The following is a 19498-nucleotide window of genomic DNA, read 5'->3' as shown; positions in this document are numbered from 1 at the left end:
ACCTTAGCCTTCGCCTTGTGCTTCCATCAGTGCGCGGAGCAGCTTCTCTTCGGACATGTCGTCATCTTGCGGCTTGTCCGGCTCTGCACCCATCAGAAGCGCCATTGCGTCATCTTCCGGCTCGTCGACTTCGATCTGGGTCTGGTTGGATTCAATCAGACGCTCACGCAGTTCGTCGGCAGATTGGGTTTCTTCTGCAATCTCACGCAGGGAAACGACAGGATTTTTGTCGTTGTCGCGGTCCACAGTGATCGGAGCACCCGCCGAAATTTCGCGCGCACGATGTGCAGCAAGCATAACAAGCTCGAACCGGTTAGGTACCTTGTCAACGCAATCTTCAACCGTCACGCGGGCCATGGAGGTCTCCATTCATATGGATTTCTGTCAGAAGGCGCACATTTAACGCGCCAAAGGCCGAATGGCAAGGTGGCATAAAGGTCAAATCGGCACCACTTCATCTCGTGCCTCTTGCGGCAGTGCAGCACACATCTGGGATATGGTCAGCTTCAACACCGGATGACACCAGTCAGGGGCCACATCCATCGCAGGCACCAGTACGAACCCGCGGTCCTGGATTCGGGGGTGCGGCAGAATAAGCGATTCGGGTGCGCGCACGGTTTGTTCATCCGCCGGAAGTTGTTGCCAATACAGATAATCGTCTAGGCTAGGAGCCACCTGATTTCCGTAGCTTAGCAGATCAAGGTCCAGCGTCCGCATGCCCCACCTGACATCGCGGGTCCGGCCATGTTCCTCTTCTATCTCGTGCAAAATAGCGAGAATTTGACTGGCCTTTTCCCCTTTGTTTGCCCGTAAACGTATGACAGCGTTGATATAATCCGGGCCTGCACCTGGTGGGAAGCAAGGGGTTTTGTAGAAACGGCTAACAGACTTCAACGTCAGCGTGCTTTGCCCGATAGCGATGATTGCCGCCTTCAGAGTGTCCGAAGGTCGGTTGTGTGACTGAGGCAGATTCGCGCCTAAGGCGATTAGAATATCTTGCTCCATTTTGAGTAAGGACCTATCCTTTTTTGAACGTTCGCAAGGGTTGATCCTCCGGATCGCTCCATACATTGTATAAAGTCTGTTAGTGTCAGTTTTTTTCACTCACTTCTTATCTGGCGCTAGCAATTCACTGAAAGGACATTTTATGTTTTACAAAGACGAACGGCTGGCGCTGTTCATCGATGGGTCAAATCTTTACGCAGCAGCCAAGGCGTTGGGTTTTGACATTGACTACAAGCTTTTGAGAACGGAGTTTGTACGTCGTGGTAAAATGGTGCGCGCGTTTTATTACACTGCGCTGTTGGAAAACGACGAATATTCACCGATCCGCCCGCTTGTAGACTGGCTTCACTACAATGGTTTTACCATGGTGACCAAGCCCGCCAAGGAATACACCGACGCCCAAGGTCGTCGGAAAGTCAAAGGCAACATGGATATTGAACTGACCGTCGACGCGATGGAGCTTGCTCCGCGTGTTGATCACATCGTTCTGTTCTCGGGCGACGGCGATTTCCGTCCGCTGGTCGAGAGCCTGCAACGTCAAGGCGTTCGCGTATCTGTTGTTTCGACAATCCGCAGCCAGCCCCCGATGATCGCTGACGAACTGCGCCGCCAAGCCGATAACTTCATCGAGCTTGATGAACTGCGCGACGTCATCGGCCGCCCGCCCCGCGAACAGTCGAACGAACGTGAGTTCGACGTTGCAAGCGCAGCCGGCTAAGACCATAACGCCCGGACCTTAGGGATGAAGGTCTGGGTGCTTTATGGGTGACTTAACATCGTTAATTTCGCTTTTTGTAGCCGCCTTCGGGGCGGCTACAATTCTTCCGTTCCAGTCGGAAGTCGTGTTTGTGGCCGTGCAGGCCGCTGGAACCGTCCCGATCTGGGTGATGATCGCCGTCTCAAGCTTCGGCAATATTCTGGGTTCGGTCCTGAACTATTTCCTTGGCACATTTTTCGAACGCTACCGTGGCAGACGCTGGTTTCCGGTCAGCGACAGCCAGATCGAACGTGCGCGCAAATGGTGGGGCAAATACGGTGTCTGGACGCTGCTGCTAAGCTGGGCACCTTTGGGCGACGCATTCACTGTCATCGCAGGGATCATGCGCACGCCCGTCTGGCTGTTCCTGTTGCTTGTGACAATCGCCAAAACAGGCCGCTTCATCATTCTTGCATGGCTGACGGCGCAGGTCGTCTAGGCCTTACTGGCTGCGCGCGTTGATCATGTTGTGCTGCGCCTGAATTTCTTCGGGCCACGTGCTTTTGATATAGGCCATGACGTCCAGAACCTCTTGTTCTGTCAGGATGTCACGAAAGCCCATCATGCGGGATTTGTATCCGTTTCCGACAACGGCCTCAGACCCCAGCGCGACAATGGCGAACAACTGCATATCCGGGTGGTGCCACGTGTGGCCAGTTTCATCATGCGGCGGCGCGCGCAGATAGCCATCTTCATCGCGCGATTTCCAATTGGGCTCACCTTCCAAATTTGCGCCATGGCACGCTGCGCAATTGTTTTCGTAGACGATCTGGCCGTTCGCGACGCGCTCGGCATCCTGATAGGGAAAGATGCCCTGTGCCGAGACTGACGCAGGCAAAACGGTAGCTAGAAGAATGGCACGTATCATGATGGCTCCCTTTGGTTTGGAGTATACATGCATCCTTCCCCTTGGGGGAAGGCAAGTCACACCCATGTGAGCGCAATGAAAACGCCCTAGGTACTGGACCGAACGCCCCTGATCGCATACCTGTCTGCCCGAAGGAGACGCCATGACCAAGCCAGCCCTGACTCTGTATCTTGCTGCACCGCGCGGGTTTTGCGCGGGCGTGGATCGTGCGATCAAGATCGTGGAAATGGCGCTCGAAAAATGGGGCGCGCCGGTCTACGTGCGGCACGAGATTGTTCACAACAAATACGTGGTGGATGATCTGCGCGCCAAAGGGGCTGTGTTCGTTGAAGAGCTGGAAGAATGCCCGACAGATCGCCCGGTGATCTTTTCGGCCCACGGTGTTCCCAAGGCCGTTCCGGCCGAGGCCGCGCGCCGCGAGATGGTCTATGTCGATGCGACCTGTCCGCTGGTCAGTAAGGTGCATATCGAAGCCGCGCGCCATTCGGAAAACGGGCTGCAAATGGTGATGATCGGCCACGCAGGCCACCCCGAAACCATCGGCACCATGGGGCAGTTGCCCGAAGGCGAAGTCCTGTTGGTGGAAACGCCTGATGATGTGCCGGGCCTGATTGTGCGCGACCCCGATCAACTGGCTTATGTCACGCAGACCACACTGTCGATTGATGACACCGCCGATGTGGTCGCCGCGCTAAAAGACCGGTTCCCGAACATCGTGGGCCCGCACAAAGAAGACATCTGCTACGCCACCACCAATCGCCAAGAGGCGGTGAAGGCCGTCGCGCCTAAGTGTGACGCCCTGCTGGTTGTAGGTGCGCCGAATTCGTCAAACTCCAAGCGTCTGGTCGAAGTCGCATCCAAAGCCGGATGCGCCTATGCCCAACTGGTGCAGCGGGCAACGGACATCGACTGGCGCGCCTTGGACGGGATCAAAAGCGTGGGCGTTACTGCCGGAGCATCGGCGCCTGACGTGTTGATCCAAGAGGTGATCGATGCTTTCCGCGACCGGTATGACACCACCGTCGAGGTGGTCGAAACGGCCAAGGAAAACGTTGAATTCAAGGTGCCCCGCGTCCTGCGCGAACCGGCCTGAGTGATTGGTGCGGGGCGGGTTTTGCCCTATGATCTTGACCAGAACAACGCTTAGGACAGTGACGTGACACAAATCCCCCGTTCCGCCTTACTGCTTGGCCTTGCTGGTGTGCTTCCGTTCATCTGGGGCGCGCTGACAATTTATTCCGATCCGGCTGTGACCCTGACGCTGGAAACACTCGGGCCGCGGTTCATCGGGCCATATGTGCAACTGTCCTACGGCACTGTGATCCTTGCTTTCATGTCCGGCGTTTTATGGGGCTTTTCGACCAAAGCCGATGGCCCAATGGCTGCCACGGGCTATGCGCTATCGGTTCTGCCTGCGCTCTGGGCGTTCTTCATGGTGGGTGGCGGCCCTGTGTCTGCGGCGATCAACCTGATCGTGGGTTTCATCGCGCTTCTGGGCCTTGATTTCACTTTCTGGCGCTGGGGGCTGGCACCCGCATGGTGGATGCAGCTGCGCGTTTTGCTGACCACGTTGGTCGTGGCCTGCCTGCTGACCGTTGTCATCTAGGCGACGCAGGACTTGACGGCGCGGGGTGTGCGTGGCTTACCCCATCGGACCATGCCAGAACTTTTTGCATATACCGACGGCGCATGTTCCGGAAATCCCGGCCCGGGGGGCTGGGGTGTTCTGCTGCGCGCTATGGACGGCGAAACCATTGTTAAGGAAAGGGAACTTTCCGGTGGTGAGCCCGAGACAACCAACAACCGGATGGAGCTTTTGGCCGCGATCCACGCGCTGGAAAGCCTGAGCCGGTCTTCCCCGATCACCATCGTCACCGACAGCGCCTATGTGAAAAACGGCGTGACTAGTTGGATCCACGGGTGGAAGCGGAACGGCTGGAAAACCTCCAACAAAAAGCCCGTGAAAAACGTCGAACTCTGGCAGCGTCTGGATGAAGCGCAGGCAAGTCACGATGTGACGTGGGAATGGGTCAAAGGCCACGCAGGCCATCCCGAAAACGAACGCGCCGATGAACTGGCGCGCGCTGGGATGGCCCCCTTCAAATCGAAGAAAAGCACCGGATGACGCTCTTCGCCATACTTGACTACAGCTCGGTCCTGGTCTTTGCGGCCACGGGGGCGCTGGTGGCAAGTCGGGCGCAATTGGACATCATCGGCTTTGTGTTTCTGGCCAGCCTGACAGCGGTCGGGGGTGGCACTTTTCGTGACGTTCTTCTGGATCGGAACCCTGTGTTCTGGATCGCGGACCCGACCTATCTGTTCGTGGCGGCGGCAACGGCGGTGATCGTGTTTTTCACAGCGCATATGCTGGAAAGCCGTTACACCGTGCTGGAATGGCTGGATGCGGCCGCGTTGTCTTTCGCGGTGGCGGCGGGGTCTGGCATTGCAGTGGCGGTGGATGCGCCCGCAACCATTGTGGTGGTGATGGGCGTGATCACCGGCTGTATGGGTGGTTTGGCGCGGGATGTGGTGGCGAACGAGGTGCCTTTGGTTCTGAAACAGGGACAGCTTTACGTCACCTGTGCCTTTGTCGGTGCGTTGGGCACCTCTGTGTCCACGCAACTGGGCGCGTCGGCTCTGATCGCGGCACTGGTGTGCGGCGCTTCTACATTCGTGTTGCGCGCAGGCTCCATCCGCTATGGTTGGAGCCTACCTGTCTACAAATCGCGCCCGCCGCGCCAGTAGCCGTTACTGAAGGTCGGCAAAGGCCGCCTTCAGACGTTCCCCCGCTTCAATCACCCGCGACCGTGGCGTCGCAAAGTTGAACCGCATAAATCCTTCACCCCCAAGGCCAAAGGTTGGCCCGTGGTTCGCGGCGATTTTCGCACCGTCCTGAACGCGTTTGTTGATTTCCTCGGCGCTCATACCGGTGTCGCGGAAATCGACCCATGCCAGATAGGTGGATTCCATCGGCATCGATGTGACGCCCGGAATGCTGTTCACGGCTTCATCAAACGCTTGGCGGTTGCCATCCAGATATGTGACCAGCTCATCCACCCATGCGGCCCCTTCCGGCGAATAGGCGGCGGTGGTCATAAAGACGCCGAATGAATTGGGCGACATGCCCATTGCTGCCATCTGGCCTGCAAATTTGGCGCGCAGGGCCTTGTCTTCGATGATCACGTTGCCCACGTGGCTGCCCGCGATGTTGAACGTCTTGGTCGCCGCCGTCATCATCACCAGGCGGTCCGAAATCGACGGATCGACCAGTGACATCACCGTGTGTTTCTGACCAGGCATAAGCAGGTCATGGTGGATTTCGTCCGAAACCAGGATCAGGTCATGGCGTTTGGCAAAGTCGGCAACACGCTGAAGCTCTTCGCGCGTCCAGACACGGCCACCGGGGTTATGGGGCGAACACAGGATGACCATCTTTTCCTTGCCGGTCATCTGCGCGTCGTAGGCGTCGAAATCCATCTGGTATTTGCCATCGATCATCGCCAGCGGGCATTCCACCACCTCGCGGCCCGACGCCTTAATCACGCGGGCAAAGGCGTGGTAGACGGGCGTAAACAGGATCACACCGTCGCCGGGCTGGGTGAAGCTATGGAGGCACATCGACGTGCCGTTGACCAACCCGTGGGTCGAGAAAATCGCGTCTGCCGGAACATCCCAACTATGGCGGTTCTTCATCCACCACTGGATTGCTGCACGATAGGCGCTTTCGTCGCCCAGATAGCCATAGACACCATGCGCGGCCATATCCTCGACCGCTTTCTGCACAACGGCAGGGGGGCGGAAGTCCATGTCAGCCACCCACATCGACAGACCTTCCTGGGGCGAAACACCATAAAGCGCTTCCATCTTGTCCCATTTGGCGCAGGCGGTTCCTACACGGTCGATGATTTCGTCAAAGCGGCTGGTCATGTCTGTCCTCACAGGTGGATTTGGTCCGCAGGCTATCTCTATGGATGGCAGGCGCAACCCCGAATGAAGCGCAGTTGCGCCCGCAAGCCCCATCGCCTACATCACACTGCATGAAACGCCCTATTCTGATCCATCCCGACCCGCGTCTGAAAAAGGTCTGTGACCCGATTACGGACATCACTGACGATCTTCGGACGCTGGCCGATGATATGCTGGAAACCATGTACGACGCGCCTGGCATCGGTCTGGCCGCGCCGCAAATCGGTGTGCTTCAGCGCCTGATCGTTCTGGATTGCGAAAAAGATGACACGACCGATGCTAAACCGATCGTGATGTTCAACCCCGAGATCAAGGCATCGTCGGATGATCTGAACGTCTACGAAGAGGGCTGCCTGTCCATTCCCGACCAGTTCGCCGAGGTGACGCGCCCTGCGGATGTGACGGTCACGTGGATCGACAAGGACGGCAACCCGCAAGAGGCCGACTTTGGTGGGCTGTGGGCAACCTGTGTCCAGCACGAGATCGATCACCTGAACGGCAAGCTGTTTATTGATTACCTCAAGCCGCTGAAACGCCAGTTGATCACCCGCAAGATGGTGAAGCTGAAGCGCGAACTGGCGCGGACGTAAGGCGCTGCCAAGTAACGGTATATTTTCAGAATACAAGGAAATGACATGCCCGTCCGCCCCTGTATCCCTTATCCTGACAAACGTCTGAAAACGGTTGCAGACCCCGTGACCGAGATCACGGATGAGGTGCGCGCAACATGGCAGGACATGGTCGACACGATGGAGGCAATGCCCGGCGTTGGCATGGGCGCGCCGCAAATCGGTGTGATGCTGCGATTGGCCGTCGTGGATGCGTCCGAGGAACGCGGGCAGGTCGTGCGTATGGCGAACCCTGAAATTCTGCACGCCAGCGTGAAGCTGCGCGATCATGAAGAAGCATCGCCGAACTTGCCCGGTGTCTCCGCCAAAATCTCGCGCCCGCGGGCGGTGACGGTGCGGTTCATGAATGAACAGGGCGAGATGGAAGAACGCGATTTCGTGGGTCTTTGGTCCACCAGCGTGCAACACCAGATCGATCATTTGAACGGCAAGCTGTATATCGACCACCTAAGCAAGGTGAAGCGCGATATGTTGGTGAAGAAGTCGCGCAAACTGGCGCGCTGATCCGGTTGAACAGAAAAAGGGTGGGGTGAACATGCGCGTTGTCTTTATGGGTACGCCTGATTTCTCGGTTCCGGTGCTGGATGCGCTGGTTGACGCGGGCCACGACATCGCCGCCGTCTACTGCCAACCGCCGCGCCCTGCAGGTCGTGGCAAAAAAGACCGCCCCACACCCGTCCACGCACGGGCCGAAGCGCTGGGCCTGACCGTGCGCCATCCGGTGTCTTTGAAGGGCGCTGACGAACAGGCAGAGTTTGCCGCGCTGAACGCCGACGTGGCGGTGGTTGTGGCCTATGGTTTGCTACTGCCGCAGGAAGTGCTGGATGCGCCGAAACATGGCTGTCTGAATATCCATGCGTCCCTGCTGCCCCGCTGGCGCGGTGCGGCGCCGATCCATCGGGCGATCATGTCGGGCGATGCAGAAACCGGAATTTGCATCATGCAGATGGAGGCGGGGCTGGACACCGGCCCTGTCCTGCTGCGTGAAGCGACCAAGATTGGCGAGACGGAAACCACCGGCGAACTGCACGACCGTCTGCAAGACATGGGTGCGCGCATGATCGTCCAGGCACTGGAAAAACTGCCGTCGCTGACGCCAGACACCCAACCCGAAGACGGCGTGACCTATGCCAAAAAGATCGACAAGGCCGAAGCGGCCATCGACTGGTCCCGCCCTGCGGCCGAGGTGGATCGCCAGATCCGCGGCCTATCGCCCTTTCCCGGTGCATGGACGCTGATCGGCGGCGAGCGCGTCAAACTGTTGGGCTCAAAGCTTGCCCAAGGGGCGGGCGCTGCAGGCGTGGCGCTGGATGATGCGCTGACAATTGCTTGTGGCGACGGGGCTGTGGCGCTGACACGCTTGCAGAAGGCAGGCAAGGCGGCGCAAGATGCCGATGTGTTCCTGCGGGGGTTCGCCGTGCCCAAGGGCACGCAGTTGGGTGAAGGATAAGCCATGTTTCCAGTTCTGATCGGTACCGTCGTTATTGCGGGCATCGTTGGCTACGCGTCCGAACGGACGGGCTTTACCCGCAATGGCGTTTTGCCCTCGATCATCATCTGTGTGGGTGGGGCGTTTCTGTTCTACTTCGTCACGATCATGTTCCGCATCGGCTTTGGATCGCCCGGTGCGAATGCCATCGCGGCATCTATCGGCGCGTTGATCATCGTGCCGACACACTGGCGCAAATAGCCATGTGTGCGTGTGCGCAGGTACAGCCTGCGCATCCGTGCGATTGTTCATTTTTGCAAATGGCCTAGGTTGCATCCCAACGAAATGGAAGGATGTAAGAATGGGCCTGTTGGTAGACGGCAACTGGGAAGACAAGTGGTACGACACCAAAAGCACCGGTGGTAAATTCAAGCGATCCGAAGCGGCGTTCCGAAACTGGATCACCGCCGACGGCAGCGCGGGGCCATCCGGTGAGAGTGGGTTCAAGGCCGAAGCTGGTCGTTATCACCTGTATGTGTCGCTTGCCTGCCCTTGGGCGCACCGTGCGTTGGTATTCCGCGCGCTCAAAGGCCTGACCGACCTGATCGACGTGTCCGTTGTTCATCCCGATATGCTGGGTGACGGTTGGACCTTTGACACAGATTTCGACGGGGCAACCGGCGACACGCTGTATGGCCTGCCCTTTGCCCGCGATGTGTATCTGAAAGCCAAGCCCGACATGTCCGGCCGTGTGACCGTGCCGATCCTATGGGACAAGGAACGGGAAACCATTGTGTCGAACGAAAGCTCGGAAATCATCCGCATGTTCAACAGTGCGTTTGACGGCATCACCGGCGACACACAGGATTTCTGGCCAGAGGACCTGCGCGAAGCCATCGAACCCGTCAACGCACGCATCTATGACACCGTGAACAACGGTGTTTACAAAGCTGGCTTTGCCACGACGCAAGAAGCCTATGAAGAGGCGGTCTATCCGCTGTTCGAAAGCCTTGATTGGATCGAAGGCATCTTGTCGGAAAACCGCTATCTGATGGGCGATCGCGTGACCGAAGCCGACTGGCGTCTGTTCACGACGCTGATCCGTTTTGACAAGGTCTATCACGGTCACTTCAAATGTAATCGCCGCCGGATCGTCGATTACCCGAACATCTGGGGGTATCTGCGCGAACTGTACCAGTGGGATGGTGTCGCCGAGACGGTGAACTTTGATCACATCACGCGGCACTATCACTACAGCCACGATACCATCAATCCGAACCGGATCGTGCCCATCGGGCCGGAACTTGATCTGATGTCACCCCATGGGCGTGGCTGATCAGCTGTTACGCTGGCCGTAATGCAGAACCATCGTGGCAAGGTCTTCGGGCTTTGTCGCGCTGGACACATGGGCGCGGGCATTGGCGCATAATTTGAAAATCGACCCGTCCGAGAAAAAGCTGTTCTTGCTCACAAAGATCACGTCGCATTCAGGGCGTCGGTAGCTGGCGAAATCGGCCACAGACAGCGCGCTGCCGTCTTCAAGTGCGGCATCCAGAATCAGAACATTGAAATCCGCTTCGCGCAGATTGTCGGTGGCATCGTCATACCCAGACGCAAGAACGACCTCGACGCCGTGGCGTTCGAGGTGCTTTTGCCAAATCCCGGCAAGCGGCTGATTACTTTCGACGACCAGAACTTTCATTCGAGAACTGAATGCCTTTTTACCATTCATTCCACATATCCGAAGTTACCATTCAAGACGAGCATCATCGGTCCCCCTAGGGGAAGTCCGCCGATAACGATCAGTTCGGTTGCAGGTTATGGGCCATCCGCTAGGGTGTTGGACAGCCAAAAATAGAGGGTCCCATGCTTTTACGTAACATCGCTTTCAGTCTGTTTCTGCCCACCGCAGCAATGGCGCAGTCTGTTCCATGCGGCGGAAACTTTGGCACCTTCATTCAGGGCGTTAAGGCCGAGGCTATGCAGCGCGGCCATTCGCAGGCGACAGTGGACCGGTTCTTCCGCACTGTCGCGCCTTCCAGTGCGGTGCTGGCGGCAGATCGCAAGCAGGGCATCTTCCAGACTCCGTTCATCGAATTTTCGCGCAAACTGATTTCGCAGAACCGCATTGATCGCGGGATTTCGATGTCGCGCAAATATGATGCGGTGTTTGACCGGATCGAAGCGGTCTACGGCGTGCCGCGCGGTGTTTTGCTGGCCTTCTGGGCGTTTGAAACCGACTACGGCGCGTTTCAGGGGGACTTCAACACGGCCAATGCCTTGGCAACCTTGGCCCATGATTGCCGCCGCCCCGAACTGTTCCGCCCGCAATTGCTGGCGGCGATTGAGTTGTTCGAACACGGCGATTTCGACCCCGCGACCACCACAGGCGCATGGGCAGGCGAAATCGGCATGGTTCAGATGCTGCCCGAGGATATCATCGAAAACGGTGTCGATGGCGATGGGGACGGGCATGTGTCGCTGAAAACATCCGCCCCCGATGCGCTGATGTCCGGTGGCAAGATGCTGTCATCCTTGGGCTGGCAAGCGGGCCAGCCGTGGCTGCAAGAGGTCGTGCTGCCCGCTGGATTTGATCCTTATGACGCGGGCCTGCACACGGTGCGCTCGGTCTCGGACTGGGCCAAGATGGGCGTCCAGCCGCGAAGTGGCAAACTGGGCAATCCAGCGCTGCGGGCGTCGATCCTGTTGCCGCAGGGCGTGGGTGGCCCTGCCTTTATCGCCTATCCGAACTTCAACGTTTATTTCGAATGGAACCAAAGCTTTACCTACGTTCTAACCGCTGCCTATTTCGCCACCCGTCTGGACGGTGCGCCGGTTTATAACGCAGGCAATCCAGCGCCCGGCCTGAACGGCGCGCAGATGAAGCAGTTGCAGCAAAAGCTGGCACAGCGTGGGTACGACGTGGGTGATATCGACGGCATCTTGGGCGCGGGTACGCGTGCGGCGGTGCGTGATGTGCAAAGAAAGCTCGGGATGCCCGCAGATGCATGGCCCACGGCGGCGTTGTTGAACCGTTTGTAAGGCGGTTTAGGCGACCAGTTTTTCGGCCTTCTTCAGGTCAACCGACACCAGCTGGCTGACGCCCTGTTCCTGCATGGTCACGCCGAACAGGCGGTCCATGCGGCTCATGGTGACGGCATGGTGCGTGATGATCAGGAAACGTGTGTCGGTGCGGCGGCACATTTCATCCAGCATGTCGCAGAAACGGGTCACGTTCGCATCATCCAACGGCGCGTCGACCTCGTCGAGAACACAGATCGGGGCGGGGTTGGCCAGGAACACCGCAAAGATCAGAGCGAGTGCCGTCAGGGTCTGTTCCCCACCAGACAGCAGCGACAGTGTCGACAGCTTTTTGCCCGGGGGCTGGCAGAGGATTTCCAGACCGGCCTCAAGCGGGTCATCGCTTTCGACCATAACTAGGTTCGCCTCACCACCGTTGAACAGGTGACGGAACAGCAAGGTGAAGTTGGAATTCACCTGCTCGAACGCGGTCAGAAGGCGTTCACGGCCTTCCTTGTTCAGGCTGGCGATACCGGTGCGCAGGGTCTTGATCGCCTCTTCCAGATCGATCTTTTCGGCCAGCAGCGTGTCGTGTTCTTCCTGAACTTCCTTGGCGTCTTCCTCGGCCCGCAGGTTCACCGCGCCCAAAGCATCGCGCTGGCGTTTCAGGCTGTTGACCTGTGTCTCGATCTCGTCCGACGGCGGCATGTCTTCGGGGTTGGCATCAAGCTGCTCCAGAAGCTTGTCCGGCGTGGTTTCCTGTTCTTCGCGGATGCGGGCAGCGGCGGTTTGAACCGCTTCGCGCGCGGCTTCTGCACGGGCCTCGGCGCCAGCGCGGGCTTCGCGGGCCTCGGATGCAAGACGTTCCGCATCGCGCTCGGTCGCAACCGCTTCGCGCAGGATGGTTTCGGCCTGTGCCAGCGCGTCAGCGGCGGCAGAACGGCGTTCTTCTGCGGCCTCGATCGCGTCGGCCATTTCGGCGCGCTTTTCGGCGATTTCCTCGGGCGCCGAGGACGCATCGACCAGCTCATCTTCGGCTGCGGCGCGGCGGTCTTCCAGTTCCGCGCTACGGGATTTGGCGGTTTCCAGACGGTGGCGCCAGCCGGACAGTTCCTTGGTCACTTGCTGGCTGCGGGCTGTACGAGCCTCGCCTTCGCGGCGAAGTTCGTCGAACGAAGACCTGCGTGCCATCATCGTCATCCGCGCGGCTTCGACCGTCATTTTGACGTCTTCGACCTTGGCGCGGGCGGCATCCAGATCATCCAGATCACCCATCGCGCGCTTTGCTTCGGTCACCTGTTTGCGGGCTTCGGTGGCGTCGTCTTCGTGACGGGCAACCGCCATGGTCAGGCTTTCTACGCGGCCCTCGGCCACGGACCTGTCCGCCTCGGCGCGGTTCAGGGCGCGGGTGGCATCGGTCAGGCGCTGTTCGGCTTCGCGACGCGCCTCGCGCGCGGATTTATCGGCGCGGTTCAGTTCGGCCAGTCGGTTCTGCAGTGTCTCATGCGCGGCAATCGCGCCTTCCGCACGGGCGGTGGCGCTGGCCATTTCTTGTTTCAGCGCCTCGAGGCGGTTCAGCTGTTCCAGACGCAGTGCGGCAGCCGAGGGCATGTCTTCCGCCCAAGCGCGGTAACCGTCCCAACGCCACAGGTCGCCTTCAAGGCTGACCACGCGCTGACCGGGTTTCAAAAGCGGCTGGATGCGGTCGCCGTCGTCGCTGTCGACAAGGCCGATCTGGCTCATGCGGCGGGCCAGAACATCGGGGACAGACACGTGTTGCGCCAGCGATGTCACGCCCGCAGGCAGCGATTGTTCGGTGTCATAGGCGGCCAGAACGGTCCAGCCCGAGGGGCCGTCGGCCTCAACCTCGGGTGCGCGCAGATCGTCGGCCAGTGCCGCACCAAGCGCCTTTTCAAAACCCTGTTCCACCTGAAGACGGTCAAGGATCTGGCCACCTTCAGCCGTGTCGCGTTCCAGCAGGCGGGCAAGAGCCGTGACCTCTGCACGAAGTGCGCTCAGTTCGCCTTCCGCCTCGGAACGTTCACCACGGGCGTCCGCTTCGCGCGATTGCGTCTCGGACCGCTGCGCTTCGGTTTCGGTCAGAACGGCATCGGCGCGGTCGACCATTTCCTGCGCGGCTTCGCGGGCCTCAACGGCGGCTTCCAACGTGTCGGACAGTTCGACCAGTTTTTCCTTGGCCTCTTCCACCGCATTGCGCGCGCGCTGCGATTCTGTTTCGCTGCGTTCCAGCGTTTTCTGTGTGTCGGCCAGCAAGCGTTGCGCCGACTGGTGGCGGGCGGCAAGGCGGGCGACGTCTTCGGTCAGCTGACCCAGATCGGCTTCGCGGTCTTGCAGAACACTGGCGGCCTCAGTCGCGCCGTCAGAGGCGGCGTCGAGTTTGTCCTGATGGCCTTCGCTGGCCTTGGCCAGTTCGCGGCTTTCCCATTCCAGCCGTTCGATGGTTTCGCCCGCGTCTCGGTTCAGCCCGCCTTCGCGGTCGATATCCTGCGTCAACTGGGTAATGCGGCGTTTCAGTGTTTCGATGGTCTCCGCCGCGCGCTTTTCCTGTTCGGACAGCGCATCGCGTTCGACGATCAGGCGTTGCAGAATGGCGGCGGCAATGGCCTCTTCTTCGCGCAGCGGAGGCAGGGCGTTTTCCTGCGTTTCGCGCAACTTGGCGGCCTCACGCGCGGCGGCCTCCGCGCGGGCGGCGTCGGTCAGGCGGGTGCGCAGCTGTTCTTCGGTGGTGGCACGGGTCAGATCGGCCTCTTTCCAGCGGCGATACAGCAGCATGCCTTCGGCGCGGCGCAGGTCTTCGCCAATCGCGCGGTAGCGGGCGGCTTGGCGGGCCTGACGGGCCAGTTGCGACAGCTGACCGGCCAGCTGTTCGATCACGTCATCGACGCGCAACAGGTTGGCTTCGGTGTTCTTCAGCTTCAGCTCGGCTTCGTGCCGGCGCTGATAGAGACCGGCGATACCAGCGGCATCTTCCAGAATGCGGCGGCGCGCCTTGGGCTTGGCGTTGATCAGTTCCGAAATCTGGCCCTGACGCACCAGAGCGGGCGATGTCGAACCGGTGGCCGCATCGGCAAACAACATCTGGATATCGCGGGCGCGGACATCCTTGCCGTTGGCCTTATAGGCGGATCCCACATCGCGGGTGATGCGGCGGACGATTTCCAGCTGGTCCTGATCGTTGAACCCTGCAGGCGCAAGCCGGTCAGAGTTGTCGATGGTCAGTGTGACTTCAGCAAAGTTACGGGCAGGGCGGCTGGAGGCACCGGCAAAGATCACGTCTTCCATGCCGCCGCCACGCATCGCGGTCGGGCGGTTTTCGCCCATCACCCAGCGCAGCGCCTCAAGCAGGTTGGACTTGCCGCAGCCGTTCGGACCCACGACACCGGTCAGCCCTTCGGCAATGACCAGATCCGTCGGATCAACGAAGCTTTTGAAGCCTGCAAGTTTGAGTCGCGAAAAGCGCAAATGGCACCCCGATTCCTGATATTCATCAAGTTTGCGGGGCCGAAAGGCGCTGAGTCAAACGTTTTGCGCATCATCTGGCTGCTATCGGCGGGTTATCCACAAGATATTGGGCATCCATCAAGGGGTGATGATGTCTTAGCCAGTTTCGCAGCGCATATCGCCATAGCTAACGCCATCACGCGCTGGTCCGCTGATGATATCGCAATAAAGCGTCTTTGGTCGGCGCTTTCGCTTTGGTGCTTTGGCCCCGTCGCAGGACAGCCCCATCTCCATCAGAGCCTGATCCCCTTCGGCCCAGACAGCCTTGCAACCGGTCAGACGTTCGACCCCAGGAACGGCGCGCAAAGCGACCTGCGGAAAGGCCGGCAACACCTCGGGCGAGGTGCGCAAAACTTCGATCAGGTTGCCTTTGCGATAGGCGGTAAAACGCATGCCGCCATCGGTGAACTGCACTTTGTCAGCGCCCCAATACCCCTGACTGGGGGTGTTGCAGGCTGCAAGCAGCAAGCAGAATGTGAGAGACCGCTTCATAGCCGTCAGACTGCGACCACATGGTAAACAGGCGGTTAATCGAAGGTCGAAACCTGATCTTTCCACCGCGTTGCCAGATCGCGCAGGCCGCGTGACAGAAAGGTGATGTCTGCACCAACAGCCACATACTGCGCGCCGCTGGCATAATGGCGGGTGACGGCATCTTCGCTGAAGTCGATGATACCCGCCGCTTTGCCCCCATCCCTGATCCGGCCCAGTGTTTCCGAAATCAATGCCTGCATCTCGGGGGCATCTGGGAGGCCGGGGTATCCCATTTCGGCGGACAGATCAGCGGGGCCCACAAACAGGCCATCTACCCCGTCGACGGCCAGAATCTCATCCAGATTTTCCAGCCCTTGGCGCGTTTCGATCTGGACCAGAAGGCACATCTGGTCGTTGGCTGTCGCAACATAGTCGGCATCGCGCCCGAAGTTCGTGCTGCGGGCCAGCGCCCCGCCCATGCCCCGGATACCCTCGGGCGCGTAGCGCATGGCGGCGACAAGCTGCTTTGCCTGTTCGGCTGTGTTCACCATCGGGATCAGCAATGTCTGCGCCCCGCCGTCCAACACTTGCTTAATCAGGTTCACATCCCCCACAGGCAGCCGCACGATCGCCGAGGTCGGCAGGGGATCCAGCACCTGAAGCTGCCGTGTCAAAAGCGGGATGTCATTCGGCGTGTGCTCTCCGTCGATCACCACCCAGTCGAAACCGGACTTGCCGACAAGTTCCGCCACGTAGGGATCACAAAATCCCATCCACAGCCCAACAGTGCGGGTCCCTGCCAATAGCTGCTGTTTGAACTGATTGATCGGTGCGGGCATGTGCTGGCCTTTCTGGGGATCTGCGCTAGTTCAAACTCTAGGCAACGCACTTAAGTGAAGGCAAGCACGCCGACCCTTTGGGTGTCCCTGCGATTTTTTTGGTTTTTTATGATCCGCTCCGGGTTGGCGCGCGTAAAATTTTTAAACGCCCTGATCGGCTTTGTCGCGCGTGGTTTCGTACGCTAACTTGACGACCTTTTGCGCGACATCCCAAGCGACATTTTCTGTCACGCGGGACCGGTTTGATTGAAGATATTTTTGTCCGTTTTTCCGGTAGGGGATCGCGATAATGACAAGCAATTCACAAAAGAACCTTCCCGAGCAAGGGACGAAACGCGGTTTTGCGGCGTTGATCGGGTACGGATGGCTGATGGCCGTCGCAGGTATCCTTCTTTTAAGCGATGTGTCTTGGCATTGGTCGTTCAGCCCGTTCGTCACAACGCTGTCCTTGGCAATGGCGGGTCTTATCGTGGTGTTGAACGCGCGGTACATTCCGGACCTTTGGGGGTCGATGACCCAAATCTACAGCTTTGGCGTGATGGCCCTGATTGCGTCAGGCGTACTGGCGATCTGCGCGGTGATCCCGTTTGAACAGGCAGGCTTGCTGATCTCGGCGGCGATGGGGCTGGCCGGTTTGGGCAATCTGGGCGCCGTCCTTTTCAGCCGGACACTGGATGGTCGCGGGATGATGGCGCTTTCGGGGGTGTTCTGGTTGGCGATGGCGGCGCTGACCGCAACGCTTGGCAACGAACGCGACGCGTGGATTTTGATGATTGTCCTGTCGGTCTACGCCTGTGTCAAAGGCGTCTACGCGATCTTTATCGCGGCTCTCGTTGCGACCGAGAACCACGATAAAAACTATTCGGGTTTGTTCAAAAGCTGATCTCGACGCCCGGCAGGTTCAGTTCCTTGATCAGATCGCGAAGCTCTTGCCGCGCTGCGATGTTCGAGATGTTCAGCTGTTTGACGCCGACGTCCTTGAGATCAAGCAGGGTCAGGCCACGCGGGAACAGTTCACGGAACACAACACGTTCGGAAAAGCCGGGTGCGATGCGGAAACCGATCCGCTTGGCCAGACGTTCCAGCGCCTTTTCCATCTTTTGTTTGTTCACCATGTTCTGGGCACCAAGGCGGTTGCGCAGAACAATCCAGTCGATGGGCTTCAGACCGGCTTGCGCCCGCAGCTGACGCGCGTTCCAGACCATTTCGGCATAAACCGACGGGCCAAGGATTTTGTCACCGGTGGAATCCACATGGGCCAGCAGATCGAAATCGACAAAGCTGTCGTTCAGCGGTGTGATCAACGTGTCGGCCAGCGAATGGGCGACCTGACTCAGGCGGGTATGCGACCCCGGGCAGTCGATCAGGATAAAGTCCGTTTCGGGTTCCAGTTTGGCCACAGCGGCGGACAGGCGGTGGTCATAGACGTTTTCGCCGGGCTGGAGCGAGGCCTGATCAATCTCGGGCAGTTCCTGATAGATCGGGCTGGGCAGGTCTAGCCCTTCTGCCTCAAGAAACTTCTTCCGGTTCCGGATGTAGCTGCCGGTGGTTTGCTGGCGCAGGTCCAAATCCAAGACGCCCACGCGATGCCCCGCGCGGCACAGGGCCGTTGCAACGTGCATGGAAACCGTCGATTTCCCCGCACCGCCCTTTTCGTTTCCGACAACTATAATATGCGCCACTTGCCGTCCCTCATTTATATCCGCATGTTTGCCTGCGGGCTTTGCCACCTACGGTATCTTGTGGACCTCGGCAAGAAAAGCGTGGTGCAATTTTGCGGCGAAACGCGAAAAAAATAGGGGCGTCAGGGACACAACCGAATTGCCCTGTTTCAGGGGGCCAGACGCAGGTCCATCAGGACAGGATAGTGATCTGACGGCCAGTCGCCTGCGAACTTTTGCTGCACGATGACGGGGGCATCGATGGGCTGAACCGCGCCGATGGTGGCGATGTGGTCAATGGCGCCAAATAGGTTCACTCCACGGTTCATGTGGTAGGTCGCGCCATCAACGGGGGCAAAGCGGTAGCCTGCGGCTTCAAGGATTTCCATCGTCTCGGACCCGGCCACGGCATTCAGATCGCCCAGCAGGATCACCGCATCGTTGCGGGCGGCAAGGGGGGCTGTGCGGTCAACCACCAGCGCCGCCGATTGCAGCCTGTTCGACGCGTTTTTGTATTCGAAGTGGAGGTTCATCACTGCTAGCCGCTTGCCGCTCTGACGGTCCTGAAATTCGGCCCAAGACGCGAACGCAGGCCAAGACCCGTTGAAGGTGCGCGAATAGATCACGTCGGGCGTGTCCGAGAAAAAGAACCACCCTTGATCCAGCAGGTGCAGCCGCGCGCTGCGGTAAAAGATCGGCTGGGTCGACGGAAACTCCCGCCAGTCGCCGATGGCCGCGATGCTGTAATCAGGATTGCGATCGGCCAGATAGCTGCGGGCCAGATTGACGTCGTCTGAATCCCCGCCCGAGAAGCTTTCCATCTCTTGATAGGCGATGATGTCGGCATCCACCGCCTTGAAGGCGGCATCCATGGCAGGGGCACGTTCGTTCCAATCGGCAACCGACCAAGCGCCGGTTTCCTTCGACAGGATGATGTAATGGGCGTTGTGGGTCGCGACGCGCAGACCATCGGCAGGACGGGCAGGGATCGCGGTATCGGTCGAATGGCTGATCTGAAGCGCACAGGCCACCAAAAGCATCGACGCCAATACCAGCGTGCCCCACAGCCGTATCCGTCTTATGATCCCCATGCCGCCCCCGATTGTGTCTTGTGATGGAAACCCTGCCATAGGGGCGATGCTGGATCACTGCATATTTGCGTGAATGTCGTTAGTACTAAATAAATTGTTTAGTGTTTTTAACCTATATATGCGTAAGCGCATATTTTAGATGACAGATTCCACAATATGTGCGAAAATTATGAGCGTGGGAAACACCGGAACACCCCCATGTTGGAGCGCAATATGTGACTCTGGCGGCATTTAGT

General features: G+C 59.0%; 23 protein-coding genes. 13 read left to right on the top strand and 10 right to left on the bottom strand.

Annotated features, from left to right (window positions below):
- Positions 1 to 3: 3 nt before the first annotated feature.
- Both rpoZ and folK read right to left on the bottom strand, forming a co-directional pair.
- Positions 4 to 357 (bottom strand): DNA-directed RNA polymerase subunit omega, encoded by a 354-nt coding sequence (gene rpoZ / locus AC4FIA_RS01910; protein WP_103909430.1) that lies wholly within the window; start codon positions 355 to 357, stop codon positions 4 to 6.
- Positions 358 to 438: 81 nt separating this feature from the next.
- Positions 439 to 1005, bottom strand: a complete 567-nt coding sequence (gene folK, locus AC4FIA_RS01905) for a 2-amino-4-hydroxy-6-hydroxymethyldihydropteridine diphosphokinase (protein WP_490364487.1) — start codon at positions 1003 to 1005, stop codon at positions 439 to 441.
- 142 nt (positions 1006 to 1147) lie between these two features.
- Here folK and AC4FIA_RS01900 point away from each other — a divergent pair, with 142 nt between their 5' ends.
- Entirely contained in the window at positions 1148 to 1723 is a 576-nt protein-coding gene (locus AC4FIA_RS01900; RefSeq protein ID WP_103909301.1) for a LabA-like NYN domain-containing protein, read from the top strand.
- A gap of 43 nt (positions 1724 to 1766) precedes the next feature.
- Positions 1767 to 2201, top strand: a complete 435-nt coding sequence (locus tag AC4FIA_RS01895; RefSeq protein ID WP_490364486.1) for a YqaA family protein — start codon at positions 1767 to 1769, stop codon at positions 2199 to 2201.
- A gap of 3 nt (positions 2202 to 2204) precedes the next feature.
- Here AC4FIA_RS01895 and AC4FIA_RS01890 read toward each other — a convergent pair whose 3' ends face one another.
- A complete protein-coding gene (locus AC4FIA_RS01890; protein ID WP_490364485.1) occupies positions 2205 to 2630 on the bottom strand; it encodes a c-type cytochrome in 426 nt (141 codons plus the stop codon).
- A gap of 142 nt (positions 2631 to 2772) precedes the next feature.
- Between AC4FIA_RS01890 and ispH the strand changes: the two genes are divergently transcribed.
- The 4 genes from ispH to AC4FIA_RS01870 all read left to right on the top strand — a co-directional run bounded on the left by ispH (position 2773) and on the right by AC4FIA_RS01870 (position 5375).
- Positions 2773 to 3723: a 4-hydroxy-3-methylbut-2-enyl diphosphate reductase gene (gene ispH, locus AC4FIA_RS01885; protein WP_490364484.1), complete on the top strand. Its 951-nt coding sequence runs from the start codon at positions 2773 to 2775 to the stop codon at positions 3721 to 3723.
- A gap of 63 nt (positions 3724 to 3786) precedes the next feature.
- Positions 3787 to 4236: a DUF3429 domain-containing protein gene (locus tag AC4FIA_RS01880; protein WP_287473748.1), complete on the top strand. Its 450-nt coding sequence runs from the start codon at positions 3787 to 3789 to the stop codon at positions 4234 to 4236.
- Positions 4237 to 4287: 51 nt separating this feature from the next.
- Positions 4288 to 4755 (top strand): ribonuclease HI, encoded by a 468-nt coding sequence (gene rnhA / locus AC4FIA_RS01875; protein WP_287473845.1) that lies wholly within the window; start codon positions 4288 to 4290, stop codon positions 4753 to 4755.
- Entirely contained in the window at positions 4752 to 5375 is a 624-nt protein-coding gene (locus AC4FIA_RS01870; protein WP_490364483.1) for a trimeric intracellular cation channel family protein, read from the top strand. The genes rnhA and AC4FIA_RS01870 overlap by 4 nt, the downstream gene beginning before the upstream one ends.
- Positions 5376 to 5378: 3 nt before the next feature.
- Here AC4FIA_RS01870 and AC4FIA_RS01865 read toward each other — a convergent pair whose 3' ends face one another.
- Positions 5379 to 6557: a MalY/PatB family protein gene (locus tag AC4FIA_RS01865; protein ID WP_490364482.1), complete on the bottom strand. Its 1179-nt coding sequence runs from the start codon at positions 6555 to 6557 to the stop codon at positions 5379 to 5381.
- Between the two features lie 110 nt (positions 6558 to 6667).
- On the opposite strand from AC4FIA_RS01865, the gene def (AC4FIA_RS01860) reads away from it, so the two are divergent.
- From def (AC4FIA_RS01860) to AC4FIA_RS01840, 5 genes are all read left to right on the top strand, one after another.
- Positions 6668 to 7186 carry a peptide deformylase gene (gene def / locus AC4FIA_RS01860; protein ID WP_490364481.1) on the top strand — a complete coding sequence of 173 codons (519 nt, stop codon included), beginning with the start codon at positions 6668 to 6670 and terminating at the stop codon, positions 7184 to 7186.
- 45 nt (positions 7187 to 7231) lie between these two features.
- Positions 7232 to 7729, top strand: coding sequence for a peptide deformylase (gene def / locus AC4FIA_RS01855; RefSeq protein ID WP_103909292.1), 498 nt, complete (start codon positions 7232 to 7234; stop codon positions 7727 to 7729).
- Positions 7730 to 7760: 31 nt separating this feature from the next.
- Positions 7761 to 8675, top strand: coding sequence for a methionyl-tRNA formyltransferase (fmt, locus tag AC4FIA_RS01850; RefSeq protein WP_490364480.1), 915 nt, complete (start codon positions 7761 to 7763; stop codon positions 8673 to 8675).
- Between the two features lie 3 nt (positions 8676 to 8678).
- On the top strand, positions 8679 to 8915 hold the full coding sequence (locus AC4FIA_RS01845) for a hypothetical protein (RefSeq protein ID WP_103909290.1): 237 nt from the start codon (positions 8679 to 8681) through the stop codon (positions 8913 to 8915).
- Positions 8916 to 9015: 100 nt separating this feature from the next.
- Entirely contained in the window at positions 9016 to 9990 is a 975-nt protein-coding gene (locus tag AC4FIA_RS01840) for a glutathione S-transferase family protein (RefSeq protein WP_473030839.1), read from the top strand.
- On the opposite strand, the gene AC4FIA_RS01835 is transcribed toward AC4FIA_RS01840, so the two are convergent.
- A complete protein-coding gene (locus tag AC4FIA_RS01835) occupies positions 9991 to 10356 on the bottom strand; it encodes a response regulator (RefSeq protein WP_103909288.1) in 366 nt (121 codons plus the stop codon).
- Positions 10357 to 10520: 164 nt separating this feature from the next.
- Between AC4FIA_RS01835 and AC4FIA_RS01830 the strand changes: the two genes are divergently transcribed.
- Complete coding sequence (locus tag AC4FIA_RS01830; RefSeq protein WP_490364479.1) at positions 10521 to 11696, top strand: lytic murein transglycosylase; 1176 nt, start codon at positions 10521 to 10523, stop codon at positions 11694 to 11696.
- Positions 11697 to 11702: 6 nt separating this feature from the next.
- Here the strand turns inward: AC4FIA_RS01830 and smc are convergent, their stop codons facing one another.
- The 3 genes from smc to AC4FIA_RS01815 form a co-directional block, all read right to left on the bottom strand.
- Entirely contained in the window at positions 11703 to 15158 is a 3456-nt protein-coding gene (gene smc / locus AC4FIA_RS01825; RefSeq protein ID WP_490364478.1) for a chromosome segregation protein SMC, read from the bottom strand.
- Positions 15159 to 15293: 135 nt separating this feature from the next.
- The gene (locus AC4FIA_RS01820; RefSeq protein ID WP_490364477.1) at positions 15294 to 15689 is read right to left on the bottom strand and encodes a hypothetical protein; all 396 of its coding nucleotides are present in this window, start codon (positions 15687 to 15689) and stop codon (positions 15294 to 15296) included.
- Positions 15690 to 15724: 35 nt separating this feature from the next.
- Positions 15725 to 16510: an HpcH/HpaI aldolase family protein gene (locus AC4FIA_RS01815; RefSeq protein WP_490364476.1), complete on the bottom strand. Its 786-nt coding sequence runs from the start codon at positions 16508 to 16510 to the stop codon at positions 15725 to 15727.
- A gap of 289 nt (positions 16511 to 16799) precedes the next feature.
- Here AC4FIA_RS01815 and AC4FIA_RS01810 point away from each other — a divergent pair, with 289 nt between their 5' ends.
- Positions 16800 to 17393, top strand: a complete 594-nt coding sequence (locus AC4FIA_RS01810) for a hypothetical protein (RefSeq protein WP_490364475.1) — start codon at positions 16800 to 16802, stop codon at positions 17391 to 17393.
- Here the strand turns inward: AC4FIA_RS01810 and AC4FIA_RS01805 are convergent.
- Positions 17383 to 18192, bottom strand: a complete 810-nt coding sequence (locus AC4FIA_RS01805) for a division plane positioning ATPase MipZ (protein ID WP_490364474.1) — start codon at positions 18190 to 18192, stop codon at positions 17383 to 17385. The genes AC4FIA_RS01810 and AC4FIA_RS01805 overlap by 11 nt on opposite strands.
- Positions 18193 to 18341: 149 nt before the next feature.
- Positions 18342 to 19262 (bottom strand): endonuclease/exonuclease/phosphatase family protein, encoded by a 921-nt coding sequence (locus tag AC4FIA_RS01800; RefSeq protein WP_490364473.1) that lies wholly within the window; start codon positions 19260 to 19262, stop codon positions 18342 to 18344.
- Positions 19263 to 19498 lie beyond the last annotated feature (236 nt).

Source organism: Thalassococcus sp. (assembly GCF_982780845.1).
Note: the sequence above shows the minus strand (reverse complement) of the source record. Positions and strands in the feature narration are given on the sequence as shown.

Coding starts and splice junctions, on each gene's coding strand:
- rpoZ (WP_103909430.1), bottom strand. CDS start 357: ATGGCCCGCGTGACGGTTGAAGATTGCGTTGACAAGGTACCTAACCGG.
- folK (WP_490364487.1), bottom strand. CDS start 1,005: ATGGAGCAAGATATTCTAATCGCCTTAGGCGCGAATCTGCCTCAGTCA.
- AC4FIA_RS01900 (WP_103909301.1), top strand. CDS start 1,148: ATGTTTTACAAAGACGAACGGCTGGCGCTGTTCATCGATGGGTCAAAT.
- AC4FIA_RS01895 (WP_490364486.1), top strand. CDS start 1,767: ATGGGTGACTTAACATCGTTAATTTCGCTTTTTGTAGCCGCCTTCGGG.
- AC4FIA_RS01890 (WP_490364485.1), bottom strand. CDS start 2,630: ATGATACGTGCCATTCTTCTAGCTACCGTTTTGCCTGCGTCAGTCTCG.
- ispH (WP_490364484.1), top strand. CDS start 2,773: ATGACCAAGCCAGCCCTGACTCTGTATCTTGCTGCACCGCGCGGGTTT.
- rnhA (WP_287473845.1), top strand. CDS start 4,288: ATGCCAGAACTTTTTGCATATACCGACGGCGCATGTTCCGGAAATCCC.
- AC4FIA_RS01870 (WP_490364483.1), top strand. CDS start 4,752: ATGACGCTCTTCGCCATACTTGACTACAGCTCGGTCCTGGTCTTTGCG.
- AC4FIA_RS01865 (WP_490364482.1), bottom strand. CDS start 6,557: ATGACCAGCCGCTTTGACGAAATCATCGACCGTGTAGGAACCGCCTGC.
- def (WP_490364481.1), top strand. CDS start 6,668: ATGAAACGCCCTATTCTGATCCATCCCGACCCGCGTCTGAAAAAGGTC.
- def (WP_103909292.1), top strand. CDS start 7,232: ATGCCCGTCCGCCCCTGTATCCCTTATCCTGACAAACGTCTGAAAACG.
- fmt (WP_490364480.1), top strand. CDS start 7,761: ATGCGCGTTGTCTTTATGGGTACGCCTGATTTCTCGGTTCCGGTGCTG.
- AC4FIA_RS01845 (WP_103909290.1), top strand. CDS start 8,679: ATGTTTCCAGTTCTGATCGGTACCGTCGTTATTGCGGGCATCGTTGGC.
- AC4FIA_RS01840 (WP_473030839.1), top strand. CDS start 9,016: ATGGGCCTGTTGGTAGACGGCAACTGGGAAGACAAGTGGTACGACACC.
- AC4FIA_RS01835 (WP_103909288.1), bottom strand. CDS start 10,356: ATGAAAGTTCTGGTCGTCGAAAGTAATCAGCCGCTTGCCGGGATTTGG.
- AC4FIA_RS01830 (WP_490364479.1), top strand. CDS start 10,521: ATGCTTTTACGTAACATCGCTTTCAGTCTGTTTCTGCCCACCGCAGCA.
- AC4FIA_RS01820 (WP_490364477.1), bottom strand. CDS start 15,689: ATGAAGCGGTCTCTCACATTCTGCTTGCTGCTTGCAGCCTGCAACACC.
- AC4FIA_RS01815 (WP_490364476.1), bottom strand. CDS start 16,510: ATGCCCGCACCGATCAATCAGTTCAAACAGCAGCTATTGGCAGGGACC.
- AC4FIA_RS01810 (WP_490364475.1), top strand. CDS start 16,800: ATGACAAGCAATTCACAAAAGAACCTTCCCGAGCAAGGGACGAAACGC.
- AC4FIA_RS01800 (WP_490364473.1), bottom strand. CDS start 19,262: ATGGGGATCATAAGACGGATACGGCTGTGGGGCACGCTGGTATTGGCG.